A 1,432-nucleotide genomic window follows, 5' to 3' on the forward strand; every position below is an offset into this window, starting at 1 on the left:
TCCGATCTGCGCCGGCGCAGGCGTGCGCGCGCGGCTGGACTGACCCGGTCGGCTGCTCGGCGCCTTGGCGTGGCGCCGCCGAACGGGCGGTTCGGCCATGTCGCCGGGCCCGGCGTCGCGATCGCCGCGCCGGATCGTCGGGGAGGGCGGCGCCCTCCCCGTGCTCCCTCAGAAGTTCGGCGCGCCCGGATACCGCCGAGTGGGCGCCGGAGCATCCACCGCGCGTTCCAGCGCTGTCCCCGACGGATTGGTCCGCGTGCCGTCGCTCTGTTGCGGGTATGCGCCGGACATGTTCGTGCCCATCGTGCGGTCGGTCGCGCGACCCACCGCTGACCCGGGCGGATCGCCGCTCCGGCGGTCCGTCATGTCGCAGGCGGCGACGCCGCCGGCGAGCAGCAGCGCCGAAACGGCGCGGGACAGGAAGAATCGGGGCATCGTGGCTTTCCTTGTCGAACCGACGCCCCTTCAACGTTCCTCCGGCGGCGAAGTTGCCTTGTCAGGCCGGGTCGCCGTGATCGGCCACAAGCCCAGCCGCCTCGATCCCGGCGATGCAGGCTTCCTCGTCCTTGGGCGAGGCATCGCCGCTGATGCCGACGGCACCGAGCAGCACGTTGTTCGCATCGCGCACCAGCACGCCGCCCTGCACCGGCACGGCGCGGCCGCCCGTCAGGTCCGACAGCGCGTTGGTGAAGCCGGGGACCGCCTGGGCGCGCCGGGCGAGTTCCCGCGTGCCGAAGCCCATCGCCAGCGCGCCGAAGGCCTTCCCCGTCGCGATCTCGGGGCGGAGGATCGAGGCGCCGTCCTCCCGCTTGGCGACCTTCAGCTGCCCGCCGGCGTCGAGCACGACGACGCAGAGCGGCAGCAGGCCGAGCGCGCGGCCCTTGGCGAGCGCGGCATCCGCGATCGTCTCGGCCTGGGCGAGGGTGAGGCCGTTGATCGCGGCGGGATGGGCGGGCTGGGGCATGGACGTGTCTTCCCTGTCGAAGGCGGCGCGGGATAGGCGCTCAGCGCCGCCGTGTCGAGCCGCCCTGGCCGCAGAGCCGCTCGCAGGGCACGCCGTCCCGGTCGCCGTCGAGGCGGCGCAGGCCGCAGGTCTCATAGTGGAAGCGCGCCTCGGCGCAGCTCGTCATCTCGGTGCAATACCGCTTCTCGCCACAGCGCCAGGGCGACGGCGCGCGCGGCGCCTGGGCGAAGGCCGGCGCGGCGGCGAGCAGCAAAAGTGCGAGGCTCCAGCGTGGCATCACGGAAACCCTAGCACGGCATGTCGCCGGCATGGTCCGGCAGGGCGCCGGCGCAAGGTGGCCCGCCCCTGGTCCGCATCGCCGCCGAACGATCCGCCCCCGGCGCGCCACCGCGGCTTGGGCGCAGCCGCGCCCCGTGCCAGAAGGGCGCCCATGCCCGCACCGGACCGCCGCGCCACGCGCCCCGCCGG

The 1,432-nt window shown here is 74.9% G+C and carries 3 protein-coding genes; all 3 read right to left on the reverse strand.

Going from position 1 to position 1,432, the window contains the following annotated elements:
* Window positions 1-168: 168 nt before the first annotated feature.
* The 3 genes from HW577_RS24990 to HW577_RS25000 all read right to left on the reverse strand — a co-directional run bounded on the left by HW577_RS24990 (window position 169) and on the right by HW577_RS25000 (window position 1,241).
* On the reverse strand, window positions 169-435 hold the full coding sequence (locus tag HW577_RS24990; RefSeq protein WP_198378792.1) for a hypothetical protein: 267 nt from the start codon (window positions 433-435) through the stop codon (window positions 169-171).
* Window positions 436-496: 61 nt separating this feature from the next.
* Window positions 497-964, reverse strand: coding sequence for a GlcG/HbpS family heme-binding protein (locus HW577_RS24995; RefSeq protein WP_198378793.1), 468 nt, complete (start codon window positions 962-964; stop codon window positions 497-499).
* A gap of 40 nt (window positions 965-1,004) precedes the next feature.
* Window positions 1,005-1,241, reverse strand: coding sequence for an excalibur calcium-binding domain-containing protein (locus tag HW577_RS25000; protein WP_198378794.1), 237 nt, complete (start codon window positions 1,239-1,241; stop codon window positions 1,005-1,007).
* Window positions 1,242-1,432 lie beyond the last annotated feature (191 nt).

Source organism: Neoroseomonas rubea (assembly GCF_016106015.1).
In the GTDB taxonomy this organism is placed as follows: Bacteria; Pseudomonadota; Alphaproteobacteria; order Acetobacterales; family Acetobacteraceae; genus Neoroseomonas; species Neoroseomonas rubea.